General features: G+C 42.3%; 12 protein-coding genes and 1 pseudogene. 11 read left to right on the forward strand and 2 right to left on the reverse strand.

Annotation, left to right across the window (positions count from 1 at the left end; genetic code table 11):
* Positions 1-16: 16 nt before the first annotated feature.
* From HPS56_RS11870 to trmD, 9 genes are all read left to right on the forward strand, one after another.
* Entirely contained in the window at positions 17-1,711 is a 1,695-nt protein-coding gene (locus HPS56_RS11870; RefSeq protein WP_172276903.1) for a sodium:solute symporter, read from the forward strand.
* 119 nt (positions 1,712-1,830) lie between these two features.
* The gene (locus tag HPS56_RS11875; protein ID WP_172276906.1) at positions 1,831-2,508 is read left to right on the forward strand and encodes an NUDIX hydrolase; all 678 of its coding nucleotides are present in this window, start codon (positions 1,831-1,833) and stop codon (positions 2,506-2,508) included.
* Positions 2,509-2,528: 20 nt separating this feature from the next.
* Positions 2,529-3,233 (forward strand): L-ribulose-5-phosphate 4-epimerase, encoded by a 705-nt coding sequence (locus HPS56_RS11880; RefSeq protein ID WP_172276909.1) that lies wholly within the window; start codon positions 2,529-2,531, stop codon positions 3,231-3,233.
* A 34-nt stretch (positions 3,234-3,267) separates the two neighbouring features.
* Positions 3,268-4,809: an L-arabinose isomerase gene (araA, locus tag HPS56_RS11885; protein WP_172276912.1), complete on the forward strand. Its 1,542-nt coding sequence runs from the start codon at positions 3,268-3,270 to the stop codon at positions 4,807-4,809.
* A gap of 120 nt (positions 4,810-4,929) precedes the next feature.
* Positions 4,930-6,528, forward strand: coding sequence for a xylulokinase (locus HPS56_RS11890; protein ID WP_172276915.1), 1,599 nt, complete (start codon positions 4,930-4,932; stop codon positions 6,526-6,528).
* 9 nt (positions 6,529-6,537) lie between these two features.
* Complete coding sequence (locus HPS56_RS11895) at positions 6,538-8,106, forward strand: alpha-N-arabinofuranosidase (RefSeq protein ID WP_172276918.1); 1,569 nt, start codon at positions 6,538-6,540, stop codon at positions 8,104-8,106.
* A gap of 43 nt (positions 8,107-8,149) precedes the next feature.
* The gene (locus HPS56_RS11900) at positions 8,150-10,168 is read left to right on the forward strand and encodes a transketolase family protein (RefSeq protein ID WP_172276921.1); all 2,019 of its coding nucleotides are present in this window, start codon (positions 8,150-8,152) and stop codon (positions 10,166-10,168) included.
* Positions 10,169-10,173: 5 nt separating this feature from the next.
* Positions 10,174-10,611, forward strand: a complete 438-nt coding sequence (locus HPS56_RS11905) for an RpiB/LacA/LacB family sugar-phosphate isomerase (RefSeq protein WP_172276924.1) — start codon at positions 10,174-10,176, stop codon at positions 10,609-10,611.
* 161 nt (positions 10,612-10,772) lie between these two features.
* Positions 10,773-11,447: a tRNA (guanosine(37)-N1)-methyltransferase TrmD gene (gene trmD / locus HPS56_RS11910; protein ID WP_172276927.1), complete on the forward strand. Its 675-nt coding sequence runs from the start codon at positions 10,773-10,775 to the stop codon at positions 11,445-11,447.
* A 589-nt stretch (positions 11,448-12,036) separates the two neighbouring features.
* Here the strand turns inward: trmD and HPS56_RS11915 are convergent.
* Positions 12,037-12,738 carry a TetR/AcrR family transcriptional regulator gene (locus HPS56_RS11915; protein ID WP_172276930.1) on the reverse strand — a complete coding sequence of 234 codons (702 nt, stop codon included), beginning with the start codon at positions 12,736-12,738 and terminating at the stop codon, positions 12,037-12,039.
* Positions 12,738-13,976: an aminotransferase class I/II-fold pyridoxal phosphate-dependent enzyme gene (locus HPS56_RS11920; protein ID WP_172276933.1), complete on the reverse strand. Its 1,239-nt coding sequence runs from the start codon at positions 13,974-13,976 to the stop codon at positions 12,738-12,740. The genes HPS56_RS11915 and HPS56_RS11920 overlap by 1 nt, the downstream gene beginning before the upstream one ends.
* Positions 13,977-14,638: 662 nt before the next feature.
* Between HPS56_RS11920 and HPS56_RS11925 the strand changes: the two genes are divergently transcribed.
* Positions 14,639-15,160, forward strand: a complete 522-nt coding sequence (locus tag HPS56_RS11925; protein WP_172276936.1) for a hypothetical protein — start codon at positions 14,639-14,641, stop codon at positions 15,158-15,160.
* Positions 15,161-15,238: 78 nt separating this feature from the next.
* Positions 15,239-15,415 (forward strand): annotated as a pseudogene (locus tag HPS56_RS13430) (IS1634 family transposase); the annotation flags it as partial.
* Positions 15,416-15,587: the final 172 nt, after the last annotated feature.

The following is a 15,587-nucleotide window of genomic DNA, read 5'->3' on the forward strand; positions in this document are numbered from 1 at the left end:
AAAACTAAGAAATATTATGGAATTATTAGACTGGATTGTCATTGGTGCGTTTGTAGCACTTATGATATGGATTGTTTACACTGTTATCAGAAAGAAAAAGGAAAATTCGGACGATTATTTTCTTGGAGGCCGTGATGCCACATGGATTGCCATAGGTACCTCTATTTTCGCATCCAATATCGGCTCGGAACATCTTATCGGACTTGCCGGAGCCGGTGCCTCATCAGGTATGGCAATGGCGCATTGGGAAATTCAGGGATGGATGATTCTTCTTTTAGGCTGGGTGTTTGTTCCGTTCTATGAGCGTTCTATGGTTCTCACAATGCCTGAGTTCTTGGAACGTCGCTATAATTCAGCAAGTCGGACCATTTTGTCGCTCATTTCCCTTATCTCATACGTCATGACAAAAGTGGCTGTTACGGTATATGCCGGAGGTCTTGTGTTCCAACAGGTTTTCGGAATAGAGAAACTGTGGGGAATAGACTTTTTCTGGATTGCAGCCATCGGATTAGTACTTGTCACTGCCCTTTACACTATCATAGGAGGAATGGAATCCGTTCTTAAGACATCCGTTCTTCAGACTCCTATATTGTTGGCCGGTTCCGCATTCATCCTGTTCTTTGGTTTCAAGGCTCTTGGCGGTTGGGATCAAATGATGGCGATTTGTTCGGAAAAGGCCGTAAATGACTATGGAGATACAATGGTAAACCTTATCCGCAGCAACAACGACCCGGATTTTCCATGGCTTGGCGCGCTGCTCGGTTCCAGCATAATCGGTTTCTGGTATTGGTGTACAGACCAGTTTATTGTTCAGCGTGTCCTTTCCGGACGTAATGAGCGTGAAGCACGCCGCGGTGCAATCTTTGGTGCTTATTTGAAATTGTTGCCTGTATTCCTGTTCCTCATCCCCGGTATGATTGCATACGCGATGCATACAAAAGGCGTTGAAATTAACGGTGTTGTATATCACCTGACAGATGCTTCCGGACAGTATGCGGCTGATGCGGCATTCCCATCTCTTGTTGCCACGTTGCTTCCTGCAGGTCTTAAGGGCGTGGTCGTTTGCGGTATACTTGCAGCTCTTATGAGTTCACTTGCATCTCTGTTCAACTCATCTGCGATGTTGTTTACAATTGACTTCTACAAACGTTTCAAACCAAATACATCAGAGAAGCATCTCGTTGTTATCGGACAGACTGCAACGGTAGTGATTGTTGCCCTTGGTATCTTGTGGATTCCTGTTATGCGTTCTGTTGGTAACGTTCTTTATACATATCTCCAGGATGTCCAGTCTGTGCTCGCCCCCGGTATCGCGGCAGCATTCCTGCTTGGTATATGCTGGAAACGTACCTCGGCCCTCGGTGGTATGTGGGGTTTGCTTTCCGGTCTTATAATAGGTCTTACACGTTTAGGTGCAAAGATTTACTACAGCAACACATCGGATGCGGCCGAGAATTTGTTCAAATATGTATTCTATGATTTAAACTGGCTGTTCTTCTGTGGCTGGATGTTGCTTGTATGCTGCATCATCGTCGTTGTTGTCAGCCTGTTTACTGAAGCTCCATCAGAAGATAAGATACGCGGACTTGTTTTCGGAACTGCCACACCTGAGCAAATAGAGGCAACACGCAAGAGCTGGAATAAGTGGGATGTCATCCACACTGCAATTATTCTTGCAATTACTGCTGCATTCTACTATTATTTCTGGTAAATAACATAAATAGTGAAGAGCTATGTGCTCTTCACTATTAAACTAAATATACCACTCTTAATGCCATATCAAGCAAATATGACTTGGATTGTTTGGCTTAATGAAAACGTTGTCTTATAATGACTCAATTTTATAATGAATATTCCAAAGTACTTGTATCCGTTGACTGCATCATATTCGGATTTGATGAAGGAGAACTAAGAGTACTTATAGGCAAACGAAAGATGAATCCGGGATTAGGGCAAGCATCCCTATATGGAGGTTTTGTGCAAAACAATGAAAGTGTAGACGATGCCGCACACAGAGTTTTACAGGAACTTACCGGAATAAAGAACATTTATATGCGTCAAGTAGGCGCTTTCGGTCAGGTTGACCGTGACCCGGGAGAACGGGTTATATCTATTGTATATTATGCTTTGATAAATACAAAAGACTACGATTCTGAATTACAATTGGAACACGATGTTAGATGGGTTAATATAAATGAAATACCCCAACTGTATTCCGACCATAATTCAATGATAGCCAAGGCTCATAAAATGATGCAAAATCAGATTTCACGCGAACCTATAAGTTTTCAGTTGTTACCAAGCCTGTTTACACTCACGCAATTACAGAAAGTATATGAAGCGGTTTGCGGTGAGGAAGTTGACAAGCGTAATTTCAGAAAACGTATAAAGGAAATGGATTTCATTGAAAAAACAGAACTTATAGACAAGAGCAGTTCAAAGCGTGGAGCCTCACTCTACAGATTCAATAAAAGAATATACAAGGAAGATCCGAATTTTAAATTGTAATCAATAAATCTTAAATACTTATGTTAGAAGAACTGAAAGAAAAAGTGTTTCGTGCTAACCTTGATTTAGTAAAACACAATCTCGTTATATTCACATGGGGAAATGTCTCAGGCATAGACCGTGAAAAGGGACTTGTAGTAATAAAGCCTTCAGGAGTGAGCTATGACAATATGAAGGCATCCGACATGGTTGTTGTCGACTTGGAAACAGGAAAAGTTGTGGAAGGTGACCTTAATCCGTCATCCGACACTCCGACTCACCTTGTTTTATACAGGGAATTCCCGGAAATAGGAGGAATCGTACATACCCATTCAACTTATGCGACAGCATGGGCACAGGCAGGAAAAGACATCCCCAATATCGGAACCACACATGCCGACTACTTTCATGACTCCATCCCCTGCACTGATTCAATGACCGAAGCCGAAGTCAGCGGAGACTATGAATTGGAGACTGGAAATGTAATCGTAAAACGGATAAAGGCCGGTAATATTAATCCTGTACATACTCCAGGCGTATTGGTGAAAAACCACGGTCCGTTCTCATGGGGTAAGGACGCGGACAATGCCGTATATAATGCAGTGGTGATGGAGCAGGTTGCCAAAATGGCATTTGTCTCATTTTCTGTAAATCCGCAAACGACAATGAATCCGTTGCTTATAGAGAAGCATTTCAGCCGCAAGCATGGCCCGAATGCATACTATGGACAAAAGAAAAAGAATTAATATCTTTAATACAATAACTAAAAACAATAAAACTATGAATACTTTTTTTGAAAATTACGAAGTATGGTTTGTAACCGGAGCACAGCTTCTGTATGGAGGCGATGCTGTAGTGCAGGTTGACGGACACTCAAAAGAAATGGTTGACGGACTGAACAATTCCGGACGTCTCCCTGTGAAGGTTGTATATAAAGGCACAGCAAACAGTTCAAAAGAGGTCGCAGACATCTTCGCCCAGGCAAACAACGATAAAAAATGTATCGGTGTAATAACATGGATGCATACATTCTCTCCTGCAAAGATGTGGATTCATGGCCTTCAGATACTTCACAAGCCTTTGCTGCACCTCCATACACAGTTTAATGAGGAGATACCATGGGACACAATGGATATGGACTTCATGAACCTGAATCAGAGCGCCCACGGAGACCGCGAATTCGGTCACATCATATCACGCATGCGCATTCGTCGCAAACTTGTTGTCGGATATTGGAAAGACGCCAAGACACAGGATCATATTGCCGTATGGGAGCGTGTATGTGCTGCATGGGCAGACTCACAGGACATGCTGATACTCCGCTTCGGTGACCAGATGAACAATGTTGCCGTTACAGACGGAGACAAAGTTGCGGCAGAACAGGTTCTTGGATATCACGTTGACTATTGCCCGTTCAGCGAAGTGATGAAATACTTCAACGAGATAAACGATGCTGATGTAGATACATTGGTGGCAGAATATTTCAGCCTGTACGAACATGATGCATTACTCGAGGATAAGACGACAGAAGAATACAAGAAGGTATGGAATGCTGCAAAGGCCGAACTGGCACTTCGTGCAATTCTGAAGGCCAAGGGTGCAAAAGGATTCACAACAAACTTTGATGATCTTGGTGACATCAATGTTGAAGAGACAGGCAAGGGATTTGATCAGATACCCGGTTTGGCGTCACAGCGTCTCATGGCAGAAGGCTATGGATTCGGTGCGGAAGGTGACTGGAAGTCTGCAGCTCTATATCGCAGCGTATGGGTGATGAACCAAGGTCTGCCTAACGGATGTTCGTTCCTCGAAGATTATACTCTTAACTTTAATGGTGAGCAGAGCTCCATTCTTCAGTCACACATGTTGGAAGTCTGTCCGCTCATTGCCTCATCTAAACCAAGACTTGAGGTTCATTTCCTCGGAATAGGTATCCGCAAGAGCAAAACCGCACGTCTTGTATTCACATCTAAGGTGGGAAAAGGCGTTACTGCAACTGTTGTTGACATGGGCAACCGTTTCCGTCTCATCGTCAACGATGTGGATTGCATTGAACCGAAACCGCTTCCAAAACTTCCAGTTGCATCAGCACTGTGGATTCCGCAGCCGAACTTCGAGGTTGGTGCAGGGTGCTGGATTTATGCCGGAGGAACACATCACAGCTGTTTCTCTTATGACCTCACAGACGAGTACTGGCAGGATTATGCTGAAATTGCCGGCATTGAATGTCTCTTCATAAATAATGAAACTACCGTTGAGAACTTCCGTAAGGAATTGCGTTTCAATGAGGTTTATTATATGTTGAATAAAGCCTTGAATTAATATTTTTTTGTTTTATTAAGAGTTAAGGGAAATGACATACTGTGTAACTGCAGATATCAATGATATAGTTGTTTCCCTCTTAACTCTTAATAAAATATTCATTAAATCAATATATTCATAATGAGTTTAAACGCAAAATCAACCATTGAGGCAGGAAAGGCCATATTGGGTATAGAATTTGGTTCCACAAGAATCAAAGCCATATTGATAGACCAGGACAACAAGCCCATCGCGCAAGGTAGTCACGAATGGGAAAACCAGCTTGTCGACGGTCTTTGGACCTATAGTATCGAAGCTATATGGAATGGTGTTCAAAACTGTTACGCTGACTTACGGGCAAATGTAAAGAAGCAATATGATACAGACATAGAAATACTCGCAGCCATCGGTATCAGTGCAATGATGCATGGGTATATGGCGTTTAACGACAAACAGGAGATTCTCGTTCCATTCAGAACATGGAGAAACACCAACACAGCCCAGGCTGCCGCGGAACTTTCAGAACTGTTTGTATATAACATTCCGCTCAGATGGAGTATATCACATCTGTATCAGGCTATATTGAACAGGGAAGAGCATGTGGGCAACATTGATTTTCTTACAACTCTTGCCGGCTATATCCATTGGCAGATAACAGGAAACAAAGTGTTGGGAATCGGTGATGCCTCAGGTATGCTTCCTATAGATCCTGAGACAAAAGACTACAATGCGGACATGGTGGCAAAGTTCAACGAACTTGTTGCTCCTAAAGGATACGGCTGGAAGCTGTTAGACATTCTGCCTAAAGTGTTGCTTGCAGGTGAAAATGCAGGATTCCTGACTGAAGAAGGTGCCAAACGCCTTGACATTTCCGGACATCTGAAACCCGGCATTCCTGTTTGTCCTCCGGAAGGTGATGCCGGCACGGGAATGGTTGCGACAAACGCTGTGAAGGTTCACACAGGAAACGTGTCTGCCGGCACGTCATCCTTTTCTATGATTGTTTTGGAGAAGGACTTGTCAAAACCTTATGAAATGATAGACATGGTAACAACTCCGGACGGCAGTCCAGTGGCCATGGTTCATTGCAACAACTGTACTTCAGACCTGAATGCGTGGGTCGGTCTTTTCCGCGAGTATCAGGAACTGCTTGGAATACCTGTTGACATGAATGAGATCTATGGCAAGTTGTATAACAACGCACTTAATGGAAATGCAGACTGTGGCGGACTGATAGCCTACAATTACTTCTCGGGCGAACCCGTAACAGGACTTTCCGAGGGCAGACCCTTGTTTGTGCGCTCCGCCAATGACAAATTCAATCTTGCGAATTTCATGCGCTCACACCTCTACGCATCCGTAGGCGTCCTGAAGATTGGTAACGATATCCTTTTCAAGGAAGAGAAAGTGAAAGTGGACAGGATAACAGGACATGGTGGATTGTTCAAGACCAAAGGCGTAGGGCAAAGAATACTTGCCGCTGCAATCAACTCTCCAATATCCGTAATGGAAACAGCCGGAGAAGGCGGAGCTTGGGGTATAGCATTGCTCGGCTCATATCTCGTGAATAACAATGAGAATATGACACTCGCCGATTACCTTGACAACAGTGTGTTTGGCGGTGATGCCGGTATAGAGGTTTTCCCGCTTCCAGAAGACGTTGAAGGATTTAACACATATATTGAGAATTACAGAACCTGTCTGGCCATAGAAGAGGCCGCGGTAAAATATAAGAAATAAACTATTCGCATGAGAAAACTATTTATATCATCTGCTTTCATTTTAAGCAGCACATTGGCTGTTTCGGCGGAAGAGGCGACAGCAACCATAAACGTAAACCAGGGCAGCCAGAAAATATACAAGGAAATATACGGCCAGTTTGCCGAACACTTAGGTTCTTGTATCTATGGCGGTCTGTGGGTCGGTGAGGATTCAAACATCCCTAATATAAAAGGTTATCGTAAAGATGTCTTCGAGGCATTGAAGAATCTCCAGATTCCGGTATTGCGCTGGCCGGGCGGATGTTTCGCTGATGAATACCATTGGACAGACGGTATAGGCCCCAAGGAAAAACGTCCTAAGATGCAGAACAACAACTGGGGAGGAACAATAGAAGACAACTCTTTCGGTACGCACGAGTTTCTGAATCTATGTGAGATGCTTGGCTGCGAACCTTATATCAGTGGTAATGTAGGAAGCGGAACTGTTGAAGAGCTTGCCAAATGGGTTGAATATATGACAAGCGACGGTGACACCCCGATGGCCAAACTTCGCCGTCAGAACGGGCGTGACAAGGCTTGGAAAGTGAAATTCCTCGGTGTCGGAAACGAAAGCTGGGGATGCGGTGGCAACATGCGTCCCGAATACTATTCCGACCTGTATCGCCGCTATTCCGTATATTGCCGCAATTATGATGGAAACAGGCTCTATAAGATAGCAAGCGGAGCAAGTGACTATGACTACAATTGGACCAAGGTTCTTATGAATAACATAGGAAACAGAATGGACGGTGTGTCATTACATTATTATACAGTAACAGGATGGAGCGGAAGCAAAGGCTCTGCCATTAAATTCAATAATGACGACTATTATTGGACAATAGGCAAATGTCTTGAAATAGAGGATGTGATTGACAGGCATTCAAAAATCATGGACGAGAAAGACCCGAAGAAGAATATAGGTCTGCTTGTTGACGAGTGGGGAACATGGTGGGATGAAGAACCCGGAACAATACAAGGACATCTGTATCAGCAGAACTCCATGCGCGATGCGTTTGTAGCGGCATTGTCTCTAAATGTATTCCATCGTCATACCGACCGTGTGCGCATGGCCAACATCGCACAGGTTGTGAATGTACTTCAGTCTATGATTCTCACAGATCAGAAAGGCACGGGACACATGGTGCTTACCCCGACATATCACGTGTTTGAAATGTATAAGGGATTCCAGGAAGCTACTTATCTTCCAATGAGCATTAAGTGCGACAGCATTGAAGTTCGTGGTGACAACAGAGCAAGAAAAGGACGCAAAGTTCCTGCTTTAAGCACATCGGCGGCAAAACAGAAAGACGGTTCCGTGATAGTGTCATTGGCAAATGTAAACCTGGATAAGGAACAGACAATAAAGATAAACCTTGACGGTATCACGGCAAAAACAGTTTCGGGCAAGATTCTGACATGTAAGAACATTACCGATTATAACGATTTTGAACATCCCGAAGTTGTGAAGCCTGCGGTATTCAAGGGAGCCAATCTGAAGAAGAATACCCTCAATGTAAAAGTTCCTGCAAAGTCTATAATAGTATTGAACGTAAAATAGACACAATAAAAATCATATAAAAAATAATTAAATATAAGAGAATATGAATGACAAGATTCTTATGAGCAAAGCAGCGGACAACATCCGTATACTTGCTGCTTCAATGGTTGAGAAAGCAAATTCCGGCCATCCTGGCGGAGCCATGGGCGGAGCCGATTTCATCAATGTACTCTTCTCGGAGTTCCTTGTTTACGATCCTGAAAATCCTACATGGGAAGGACGCGACCGTTTTTATCTTGATCCGGGACACATGTCTCCCATGCTCTATTCCGCTCTTGCACTGCAGGGCAAGTTCACTCTTGACGAACTTAAGGAATTCCGTCAATGGGGTTCACCGACTCCCGGACATCCGGAAAGAGATTTGAATCGCGGTATTGAGAACACCAGCGGTCCTCTCGGCCAGGGGCATACCTTCGGTGCCGGTGCTGCCATAGCAGAGAAATTCCTCGAGGCTCGTCTTGGAAAGGAAGTCATGCAGCATAAGATTTATGCATATATTTCCGATGGAGGCGTTGAGGAGGAAATTTCTCAGGCCACAGGTCGTATAGCAGGAATCCTTGGTCTGAACAACCTTATCATGTTCTACGACAGTAACGACATCCAGCTGTCCACCGAGTGCAATGTGGTGATGAAAGAAGATACGGAGGCAAAATATAAGGCATGGGGATGGAACGTGATCAATATCAACGGTAATGATGCTGATGAGATACGCGAGGCCATCAAGGCTGCCCAGAAAGAGGAAAAACGTCCTACGCTTATTATCGGCAAGACAGTGATGGGCAAAGGCGCACTTAAGGCAGACGGTTCAAGCTTCGAGCACAATATCGGAACACATGGCGCGCCTCTCGGTGGAGACGCATATAAGAATACCATGAGGAATCTCGGTGCCGACCCGGAGAATCCGTTTGTTGTATTCCCTGAGGTTGAGAAACTATACGCAGACCGCAGAGAGGAACTGAAGAGAATTGTGGCAGAACGTCATGCGGCAGAGGCAGAGTGGGCAAAGGCTAACCCGGAGAAGGCTGCCATGATGAAAGAATGGTTCGGCGGCAATGCCCCCAAAGTAGATTGGAGCACACTCGTTCAGAAAGAGAATTCAGCCACACGTGCTGCAAGCGCTGCATGTCTCGGTGTGCTTGCAGAGCAGGTACCGAATATGGTCTGCGCTTCTGCCGACCTTTCCAATTCAGACAAGACCGACGGTTTCCTTAAGAAGACCACATCATTGCAGGCAGATGACTTCAGCGGTGCATTCTTCCAGGCAGGTGTTGCCGAGCTTACTATGGCATGTATGTGTATCGGTATGTATCTGCATGGCGGTGTTATACCGGCCTGCGGCACATTCTTCGTATTTTCCGACTACATGAAGCCTGCGGTACGAATGGCTGCACTCATGGAAGTGCCAATAAAGTTTATATGGACACACGATGCATTCCGCGTCGGCGAAGACGGCCCGACCCACGAGCCTGTTGAGCAGGAAGCTCAGATACGTCTTATGGAAAAACTCAAGAACCACCATGGCAAGGACAGTGTCCGCGTATTCCGTCCTGCAGATGCCGACGAGACCACCGTTTGCTGGGCTATGGCCATGGAGAATATGGAAACTCCAACGGCGCTTGTATTATCACGTCAGAACATCACCAAATTACCGGCAGGCACGGATTATGAGCAGGCCCGCAAGGGAGCTTACATCGTGGCCGGTTCTGATGACGAATTTGATGTAATCCTTCTTGCAAGCGGTTCTGAGGTGTCTACTCTTGTATCAGGTGCTGAGCTTCTGCGCAAGGACGGTATCAGAATACGTATTGTCAGTGTTCCGTCTGAAGGCCTGTTCCGCAACCAAAGCAAGGAATATCAGGAAAGCATTCTTCCGAAGGGAGCTAAGATATTCGGTATGACCGCCGGTCTGCCTGTAACGCTCGAAGGGCTTGTAGGCGCAAACGGACGTGTGTTCGGCATGCAGAGCTTCGGTTTCTCAGCTCCTTACAAGGTGCTTGACGAGAAATTGGGATATACCGGTGAGAACGTATACAAGCAAGTAAAGAATTTCCTGGCCGAATAATCTCTATGGATATAAAGACAGTAGGAATAGCCTGCGACCACGCAGGCTATCCTTTGAAGAAATTTGTAATTCAATATCTTGAGGAGCACGGTTATCCCTATAAGGATTATGGAACCTACAGCGACCAGAGTTGCGATTATTCCGACTTCGGCCATGCTTTGGCCAACGGCATTGAAAGCGGTGAGGTTTATCCCGGAATCGGCATCTGTGGCAGTGGCGAAGGTATAAGCATGACGCTGAACAAGCATCAGGGCATACGTGCTGGATTGGCATGGATTCCGGAAATAGCCCATCTCATACGCCAGCACAATGATGCGAATGTGCTTGTGATGCCTGGACGTTTCATCGATAATAACACTGCGTCAAAGATTATGGATGAGTTTTTCAAGACCACCTTTGAGGGCGGACGCCATCAAAGACGTGTTGAGAAGATGTCTCTCTAAGCACATTTGTTTTGAAAGGACAACGATCGGAAAACGCATAATATGATGCGCTTTTAAATACACATCAAAAAGCAATGGACCCCCATATCCATTGCTTTTTTTAGATTTATTAAGCAACTCTGTCTGAACATTTCCACGTAAAAGCTGTAATTTTGCAAACTATGAGAATAGATATTATCACCGTATTACCCGAAATGATAGAGGGGTTTGTTCACGAAAGTATATTGTCGCGTGCCGAGAAGAAAGGACTGGCAGAAATTCATCTTCATAATCTGCGCGATTATTCCAACGACAAATGGAGACGCGTAGACGATTATCCATACGGAGGATTTGCCGGCATGGTGATGCAATGCGAGCCTATCGACCGCTGCATCAGCGCGCTAAAGGCCGAGCGTGATTATGACGAGATTATCTTCACCTCCCCTGATGGCGAACGGTTTGACCAACCCATGGCCAATGAGCTTTCCATGAAAGGCAACCTTATAATACTCTGCGGTCATTATAAGGGTATCGACCATCGCATACGCGAACATATAATAACACGCGAGATATCGATCGGTGATTATGTACTCACGGGTGGAGAACTTGCCGCAGCGGTAATGGCAGATGCCATAGTGCGTCTCGTTCCCGGTGTGCTGAGCGATGATCAAAGTGCCTTGTCTGATTGTTTTCAGGACAATCTTCTTGCTGCCCCTATATATACACGGCCGGCAGACTATAAGGGATGGAAAGTGCCGGAGATTCTTCTTAGCGGGAATGAAGCAAAGATAAAGGCATGGGAGATAGATCAGGCAATGGAAAGAACAAGCCGCTTGCGTCCCGACTTGCTGGAATAGATTCGGTCATGAATCGAGGTTGGGGGATGAAGGTCTGCTATTTACCCGGTTTGGATAATATTAGTTAAAAAAGGTGTCGTCTGAAATGCTCTAAAATGTAATAAAAAATCACATAGTGCTGTTCTTTCGTTTTTCAGAATTCCTCGTAGACGCTTAACGTGTTGATAGTCAACACATTAATACTAAACAAAAGGTATGCCAAAAATGAATGGCCTGTTCATGCTTGATGAATAGGCCATTCACTGTCGATGAACATGCCATTCATTGAGCATGAATAGGCCATTCATCGGAAGAGAATTTTACATTCATCTGAAATGTAAATAGATTTCAAAATTTTAAGATGGCCGGAACTTTTTGTGTAAATAAACAAGTGATTTCACGGTATCCCATCAGTTGATAAGGTAGATAATAGAGCATATTGGAAATAAGCTCATATTTATATACTTTCAATTACCTCTCTTGTACTGTTTAATACAGACATTTGGCGAAAATATCTCAAAAGGTAAAATAATAGATAGATGTCCTATTGCAGATTTTAAATGCAATAGGACATCGAAAAACAGAGAATGATTGTTTTTCAGGTATATTGTTACCAACCCAAACATTCTTTTATTGTATTTTCATCCAAACCTTTATCTCTCATCCGTTGGGCAATGTCTTCTTTTGTATCTCTTGGTTCAATATATGAGAATAATATACAGGTCAACGTTTCGACAGCTTTTGAAATGCGGTTGCATCCCTCCTCTGTAGCGACATCTATTCCGCAGAATGTTGCGACCTCCCTATGCAGGCTTAAATAATATATTCCCCCAATGATGATTGCTGAAATGGCAACAAAATCCACACCGGAATGCGCAAACAGTTTTCTGTAATTCTCGGTGAGGGGTGTCGTGAACATTTCCCGTATTGTAGCCGTACGTCTGGTGGTGTCGTTTATTTCTGCAACTTCCCATCTAAGTAGTTCCAACATGACAGATTTTTCTTTGAGGGAATCTATAAGACCTTTGAGCAAAGCTATATATTGCTTCTTTGTGGATTCATATTTTGCTGCATCATTGGCGATATTAATAAGCCAATAGTCACAGGTTTTGACCAATTCACTGAAAAACTCGTCCAAATCTTTATATCTGTTATAAAAAACAGGTGGTTCTATTCTCGCCTTTTTGATAATTTCTGTAACTAAAGAACCTGAAAAACCATTTTTCAAAATTTGGTCTATCGCAGCCTTTCTTATGTCTTCAGCAATATCTGCCTTAGTTCTTCTGTAACGTTTTTGAGGTTTGGAATCCATTAAAAATCAATTTCTTTTCTGATACTAATTAATGTATTTACAAGATGGTCTAATTGCCACATTTCATGTGATGCAAGGACGCTTATCCTGATTCTTGCCTCTTTCGTTCTGACAGCAGGATAAGTAATTCCACTGGCAAATATACAATGTTTCTGTAACAAATCGGCTATTCTATATACTTTTTCATTGTCTTTAACCATAATTGGAAATATGGGAGACTCTGAATTTCCAATATCAAAACCAGCGTTTTGTAAATTCTTTCTTAGATAATATACATTATCCCATAATTTTTTTCTTATATCCGGTCTTGTCTTGATCAGTTCTATAGCCTTTAACACTGAACCTGCTACTTGCGGTGTCATGGCCGCTGAAAACACATTGCTGTCCGCATAATATCTTAAGTATTGAACCATTTTTTCTGATGCGGCTATAAATCCACCTACACACCCGAATGATTTGCTGAATGTTCCTGTTATAATATCCACTTGCCCCAGACAGTTGAAATACTCTGCTGTTCCACGGCCGTTTTCTCCCATGACACCAATGCCATGCGCATCATCAACCATTAACAAGCAATCATGCTTTTTGCAAATCTCTATGTATTCCGGTAATTTGGATAAGTCACCGTTTTGAGAGTAGACACCATCAATGATGACAAGGCTTGTTTTATATATTCCTTTCTCTTTTTCAAGAACCATATCCAAATATTGGGTGTCATTATGTCCGATGTGTTTGATATTCGTTCCTCTAAGCCCACTTGTGGCACTTGTATGGATGTATGAATCTACGTATGCAATATCATTAATTCCGAGGATTGCGCGTAGCAGGCCTGTGTTGGCGCCAAATCCTGAAGAGAAAAGTATGGCGTCTTCCTGTCCGGCAAATTCAGCGATTTCCTTTTCCAGTCTTTTATGAATATCGAGGTATCCGCCAATGGCCTGTGCCGCACATGCCCCTGTTCCGTATTTACGAAGAGCCTCTACTCCAGCTTCTATTGTTTCAGGACGTTGTGACATTCCAAGATAATCATTGGAGATAAAAGCGGAAACAGTATCTTTAACCCCCTCCAAGGTCATCTTTGCTCCAACATCGCTTGTGCCAGTTACCCAATAACACGTTGTCTCAAATTTATTCATTTGATCAATGTAGTTTTGAAACTCTTCTGAACGTTGTTTTACGTTTGTCTCCATTGAAAGTCCAAAATCTTTCAAGGATAAAAATCTTTTCTCTTTTAGCATTCTCTCTTTATTTTAATTAATATTGTATATATGTCATATATAAAATATGTACAAATATAGCTAATTAATAATGTGTTATCAAAATATTTTGTTGTATAAAATAAAAAAAATATGTTTTTGTTTTGTATTATATAATATATATTGTATATTTGTAGGCAAGAAATATGGCATGATATCAAAAAGTTGAGTCGTGTAAAATGGAATTAAAGCCAAAATGTGAAATTAATTAATAGAAAACCAAAAAGAATTATTAAGGTTGTCTCAATGGCAATCATTATTAATTCAGAAAAGGAAATCTGTAAATATTGAAATTCTCTGTTCTTTGACAATGTATCGGTGGATTTATGTGTCTTCAAAGGTACATAAAGCATAAAATAACTTTATAAAATACAATTATGAAATTAACTAAATTGACGTTGAGTGCATTAGATAAAGAAATGTGTTTGACAAAACAGCAGGTGAGTACTTTTGTTGGCGGATATGACTATAAATATTGATCGGATATGATCCCAATACAGGAACTTATTCGTATTATGATTCGTCAAAAAGCACTCAAGGAAGTGATCAGACATTTAGTTCAAGTGATTTATGTGGCGCTATTGACTGTATGCAGTCAATAGATAATTATAGCATAAAATAGACAATATAATTAATAAAAAGATATGATTAAAAATTTTCAATTTATAAAGTATCAAATGCTTTTATTTGCAATATTTCAGTGTACATTTACGTATGGTCAAAAGAAAAGGATGACGGATGCAGAATTCAATAATCCGAAAGTGGCATGCTATGTTAATGACACATTTGTCAAAAATTTCATTGGAATTGACATGAAAGCAGCTCCAGGCGATAAGATGATTAAAGAGAATTTGAAAGAACCGATAGTTATCAATAACAACGAGTACAGTGGGAAAGTGACCATTAAACGTGATAATGAAACTGAATTTATAACATTGGATGAAATTCGTAAACTTTACTGTCCAGAAACGGTACAGCCTGTTGTCTATATGATTAACGAATACTTCATCACAAAAGATATTGCATCTTACAAGCTTGACAAAAACTATATTAATACATGTGAGGTACTTCTTAACTCTGACTTTGAAATACTTAAGGGAGAAATTCCATTCTCAATAATACGCATTTTTACAAAAAACGATGACAAATCTGTAAGACTACGTTAGTAAAGTTAACAGTGGGGCAAATTTGTGTCCCCACTGTTAACTTTACTAACTACTACGGACTATAATCTGCCACATCAATGGATATGGGAGCAGCCCAAGACGGACTGTCAAATGGTCGGATACACTGAAGACCGTGCCCGCAAGGAAGCCTATAACAGGGAGAAAGGGATACGTTGTTTGGAGAAGGCATACCACAGAGGAACACTTGCCAAGGACAACATCAACAGGCGCGGATACAACAAGTTCCTGAAAATATTGTTACCAACCCAAACATTCTTTTATTGTATTTTCATCCAAACCTTTATCTCTTATCCGTTGGGCAATGTCTTCTTTATAATTCTCTCTTTATTTAATTAATATTGTATATATATCATATATAAAATATATACAAATATAGCTAATTAATAATGAATTATCAGGATATTTT

The organism is Xylanibacter muris (genome assembly GCF_013166605.1).
In the GTDB taxonomy this organism is placed as follows: Bacteria; Bacteroidota; Bacteroidia; order Bacteroidales; family Bacteroidaceae; genus Prevotella; species Prevotella muris.

Excerpts from the sequence above, each read along its gene's own strand:
- HPS56_RS11870 (WP_172276903.1), top strand. The coding sequence starts at position 17 with ATGGAATTATTAGACTGGATTGTCATTGGTGCGTTTGTAGCACTTATG.
- HPS56_RS11875 (WP_172276906.1), top strand. The coding sequence starts at position 1,831 with ATGACTCAATTTTATAATGAATATTCCAAAGTACTTGTATCCGTTGAC.
- HPS56_RS11880 (WP_172276909.1), top strand. The coding sequence starts at position 2,529 with ATGTTAGAAGAACTGAAAGAAAAAGTGTTTCGTGCTAACCTTGATTTA.
- araA (WP_172276912.1), top strand. The coding sequence starts at position 3,268 with ATGAATACTTTTTTTGAAAATTACGAAGTATGGTTTGTAACCGGAGCA.
- HPS56_RS11890 (WP_172276915.1), top strand. The coding sequence starts at position 4,930 with ATGAGTTTAAACGCAAAATCAACCATTGAGGCAGGAAAGGCCATATTG.
- HPS56_RS11895 (WP_172276918.1), top strand. The coding sequence starts at position 6,538 with ATGAGAAAACTATTTATATCATCTGCTTTCATTTTAAGCAGCACATTG.
- HPS56_RS11900 (WP_172276921.1), top strand. The coding sequence starts at position 8,150 with ATGAATGACAAGATTCTTATGAGCAAAGCAGCGGACAACATCCGTATA.
- HPS56_RS11905 (WP_172276924.1), top strand. The coding sequence starts at position 10,174 with ATGGATATAAAGACAGTAGGAATAGCCTGCGACCACGCAGGCTATCCT.
- trmD (WP_172276927.1), top strand. The coding sequence starts at position 10,773 with ATGAGAATAGATATTATCACCGTATTACCCGAAATGATAGAGGGGTTT.
- HPS56_RS11915 (WP_172276930.1), bottom strand. The coding sequence starts at position 12,738 with ATGGATTCCAAACCTCAAAAACGTTACAGAAGAACTAAGGCAGATATT.
- HPS56_RS11920 (WP_172276933.1), bottom strand. The coding sequence starts at position 13,976 with ATGCTAAAAGAGAAAAGATTTTTATCCTTGAAAGATTTTGGACTTTCA.
- HPS56_RS11925 (WP_172276936.1), top strand. The coding sequence starts at position 14,639 with ATGATTAAAAATTTTCAATTTATAAAGTATCAAATGCTTTTATTTGCA.